General features: G+C 63.2%; 3 protein-coding genes. 1 reads left to right on the plus strand and 2 read right to left on the minus strand.

What is annotated here, in order from left to right; genetic code table 11:
• Nucleotides 1-53 precede the first annotated feature (53 nt).
• Entirely contained in the window at nucleotides 54-650 is a 597-nt protein-coding gene (locus IBX54_RS13215; protein WP_296543121.1) for a methyltransferase domain-containing protein, read from the minus strand.
• 11 nt (nucleotides 651-661) lie between these two features.
• Entirely contained in the window at nucleotides 662-2,158 is a 1,497-nt protein-coding gene (locus IBX54_RS13220) for an AMP nucleosidase (protein ID WP_296543122.1), read from the minus strand.
• Nucleotides 2,159-2,253: 95 nt separating this feature from the next.
• On the opposite strand from IBX54_RS13220, the gene gshA reads away from it, so the two are divergent.
• Nucleotides 2,254-3,816 carry a glutamate--cysteine ligase gene (gshA, locus tag IBX54_RS13225; RefSeq protein WP_296543123.1) on the plus strand — a complete coding sequence of 521 codons (1,563 nt, stop codon included), beginning with the start codon at nucleotides 2,254-2,256 and terminating at the stop codon, nucleotides 3,814-3,816.
• Nucleotides 3,817-3,945: the final 129 nt, after the last annotated feature.

A 3,945-nucleotide genomic window follows, 5' to 3' on the forward strand; every position in this document is an offset into this window, starting at 1 on the left:
TCACTTCGTTCGCAATGACGATGAGATTCGCCATGACGGCTCATCAGTTGGTCTCAGGTTTCAAAACTCGCCATCTGCGTCGAGCTGCCGCGCACCGGGTCGTGCGGGCCGAGGTCTGAAAAACTGACGCTGTAGCCTTGGCGCTGCGCCACACCATTGGCCCAATCCTGGAACTGGGCACGGGTCCACTCAAAGCGGTGCCCCGGATGACGTTTGCACCCTGCCGCCATGCCGTGCAGCACGTTGTATTCCTGATTCGGCGTGGTCACCAACAGCAGCCGCGGGTGCATGCCGGCAAATACCGCGCGCTCGACCCGGGGCAGATGGCCGGGGTCGATGTGCTCGATGGTCTCCAGCATCACGGCGGCATCAAAGCCTTTCAGCCCGGCATCCACTTCTTCAAACGAGCCCAGGCGCACACTCAAGCGCGGCTCGGGGTGCAGCCAGTCCAGGCCAAGCGCAGATCGCGCATCAGCCAGCGCGCGTTGGTCGATGTCGATGCCCAGCAGTCGCACAAACTGCGGGTGTTCGCGCAGGCGCAGCAGCAGCTCGCCCGGCCCGCAACCGAGGTCAAGCACGCTGGTGGCACCGCTACTGAGCAGCGCGCGCACCACTGCGTCCAGGCGTTCTATGTGCAACAGGGTGGACATGACTGATTTTTTTACTGAAACGCCACCTCGGCGAAGCTGCGCAGTTTGCGGCTGTGGAGCTGGTCGATGCCTTGTTCGCGCAGCAACTCCAGCGCGCGCATACCGATGCGAAGGTGCTGGTCCACGCGCTCGCGGTAAAAGGTGTTGGCCATGCCGGGCAGCTTGATGTCGCCGTGCAGCGGTTTGTCGCTGACGCACAGCAGGGTGCCGTAGGGCACGCGAAAGCGGAAACCGTTGGCGGCTATGGTGGCGCTTTCCATGTCGAGTGCCACCGCCCGGCTCTGACTGAAACGGCGCTGCGGGCCGTTGTCGGGCAGCAGCTCCCAGTTGCGGTTGTCGGTACTGGCCACGGTACCGGTGCGCATGATGTGTTTGAGCGCCAGGCCCTTGAGTTGCGTCACCTGCGACACCGCCGTGGCAAGCGCCACCTGCACCTCGGCCAATGCCGGAATCGGCACCCACAACGGCAGCTCTTCGTCAAGCACATGGTCTTCGCGCACATAGCCATGGGCCAGCACGTAGTCGCCCAGTTGCTGGCTGCTGCGCAGGCCGGCGCAGTGGCCCAGCATGATCCAGGCGTGCGGGCGCAGCACGGCAATGTGGTCGGTAATGGTCTTGGCGTTGGCCGGGCCGACACCAATGTTGACCATGCTGATGCCGCTGCCGTCGGCTCGCACCAGGTGGTAAGCAGGCATTTGCGGCAAGCGGGGCGGCGCTTTGCCTTGAGCCGTCATCGCGAGACGCGCAGCGACGGCTACTTTTTGCGTGACCACGTTGCCCGGCTCGATAAAGGCGATGTATTCGCTGGCGCTGTCCTGCATGGCCGCATGACCCAGCGCGATGAATTCGTCAATGTAGAACTGGTAATTGGTGAACAGCACAAAGTTCTGGAAATGCTCTGGGCCGGTGCCGGTGTAGTGGCGCAGGCGCTGCAGCGAGTAATCCACCCGCGGCGCGGTAAAGAGCGACAAGGGCAGAGGTTCGCCGGGCTTGGGCTCGAAGGTGCCGTTGGCAATGCCGTCGTCCATGGCGGCCAGGTCGGGCAGGTCAAACACGTCACGCATCAACTGGCGGCGCTGCGGGCTCAGGCTGCCCTCCACATGGTCATGCTCGGCAAAGGAAAAATGCACCGGAATCGGTTGGTTGCTGGTGCCCACCTCCAATGCAACGCCATGGTTGTCGAGCAGCAGGGCAAACTGCGCCAGATAATAGGTGGCGAACAGGTCGGGCCGGGTCAGGGTGGTCTCGAAGCGGCCTGGGCCGGCCACAAAACCATAGCTCAGACGCGCTGATTCCCTGGAGGCCTGGCGTGTCACGGTGTCGGTCTGCACGCGCACAAACGGGTAGCAGGCGCGCGCATGGCCGGGCAGGTCTTCGCCCGCCACGTAGCGCTGCATGGCCTGGCGCAGGTGGGCAATGCTGTTGTCATAAATCAGCCGAACCTGCGCCAAAGCCGCATTGGGGTCGGTAAAGCGCATGGGCGCGATGAAAGCAGGCAGGTAAGACATGTGCGCATTGTTCCACGACCGGGCGACACTGGCGCGGCCGGGCGTTTGGCAAAACTGCCATACTCTGCGCCTGCGAATCCGACAAAACCTTAGTCATGCTGAAATTTACCTGTTGCAACGAAGTCCGCCAGTTTTCCGAAGCCCCCCAAGCCCAATTGCTGCGCGGCATCCAGCGCGGTTTTGAGCGCGAATGCCTGCGCATTGACCGCGCCGGCCAGCTCGCCAAAACGCCGCACCCAAGGGCGCTGGGCGCCAAACTGACCCACCCCTGGATCACCACCGACTACGCCGAGGCGCTGCTGGAGTTCATCACGCCACCGTCGAGCGCGCCGGGTTTTCCGCTGGAATTTTTAAAAGACATTCACCGTTTCAGCGCCCAGCAGCTCGAAGGCGAGTTGCTCTGGGCCGGCTCCATGCCGTGCAAGATTGGCACCGACGCCGACATTGCCATTGCCGACTACGGAAGCACCAACGCGGCGCGCTTCAAGATGGTCTATCGCGAGGGCCTGGGGCTGCGTTATGGCCGCGCCATGCAGACCATTGCCGGGGCGCACTACAACTGGTCGCTGCCGCAAGCCTTCTGGCTCAGCCTGCGCGACTGCTGCGGCGGCGCGGCCAACTTGCAGGACTTCATCGACCAGCGCAGCTTTGGCCTGATCCGCAATTTCCTGCGCTACGGCTGGCTGGTGCCCTACCTGTTTGGCGCCTCGCCGGCGGTGTGCCAGTCGTTCTTGCAGGGCCACCCCAGCGACCTGACCGAACTGGTGCCCGGCACCCTGCACGGCGCCTATGCCACCAGCCTGCGCATGAGCGACTTGGGCTACCAGAACCACGCGCAAGACCAGCTCAACATCAACTTCAACTCGATGGCTGAGTACACCGATGGGCTGGAAGCGGCCATCCGCACACCCGACCCCTATTACACCGAGCTCGGCGTGCGTGAGGGCGCGCACTGGAAGCAGCTCAGCGACAGCCTGCTGCAACTGGAGGCCGAGTTTTATGCGCCCATGCGGCCCAAACGTGTGGCTCCTGATGGCATGCGCCCGGCCAAGGCGCTGCGCACGCTGGGCGTGCAGTACCTGGAGATGCGGCTGTTCGACCTCAACCCGTTCATTGACATCGGCATTGCGCCCGAGCAAAGCCTGTTTGCCGACGTGCTGATGCTGATGTGCCTGTTTCGCGCCAGCCCGCCCATCACCAGCCGTGAGCAAGGCGAAAACGACGAAAACAAACACCGCGTGGTCACGCGTGGCCGCCAGCCCGACCTGCAACTGCTGGTGCACAACCACGAGCAACCACTGCGCACGCTGGCGCATGAATTGTTTAACGACATGGCGCCGTTTGCCGCCATGCTCGACAGCGCCTACGGTGGCCAGCGCTACCAGGCGGCCATGCAGGAGCTGCGCCTGCGCATCGACGAGCCAGAGCGCACGCCGTCAGCCCAGGTGCTCGAGGCCGTCAAGCGGCACGGCGGCTATTTCAACTTTGCCTTTGCGATGTCCACGCGCCACACCCAAAGCCTGCAAGCCACCGCCCTGCCAGCCGAAACCCTGGCCAAATTCAAAGCCAGCGTGCAGCAGTCGCTCGCGGCGCAGCAGCAGCTGGACGCGACGCCGCAAGAGCCCTTTGAGGATTTTGTGGCGGCTTACTTTGCCTGATCGCAGCAAATAGAACCGTCATTGCAAAAGTGACCGTCATTGCGACTTTCGTCCGTCATTGCGAACGCAGTTAAGCAATCCATGTCCCCGGACTGCATGGACTGCCGCGCTACGCTTTCCATGAACAGC

Origin of the sequence: Rhodoferax sp. (assembly GCF_014859475.1) — a bacterium.
GTDB lineage: Bacteria > Pseudomonadota > Gammaproteobacteria > Burkholderiales > Burkholderiaceae_C > Rhodoferax.

Coding starts and splice junctions, on each gene's coding strand:
- IBX54_RS13215 (WP_296543121.1), bottom strand. CDS start 650: ATGTCCACCCTGTTGCACATAGAACGCCTGGACGCAGTGGTGCGCGCG.
- IBX54_RS13220 (WP_296543122.1), bottom strand. CDS start 2,158: ATGTCTTACCTGCCTGCTTTCATCGCGCCCATGCGCTTTACCGACCCC.
- gshA (WP_296543123.1), top strand. CDS start 2,254: ATGCTGAAATTTACCTGTTGCAACGAAGTCCGCCAGTTTTCCGAAGCC.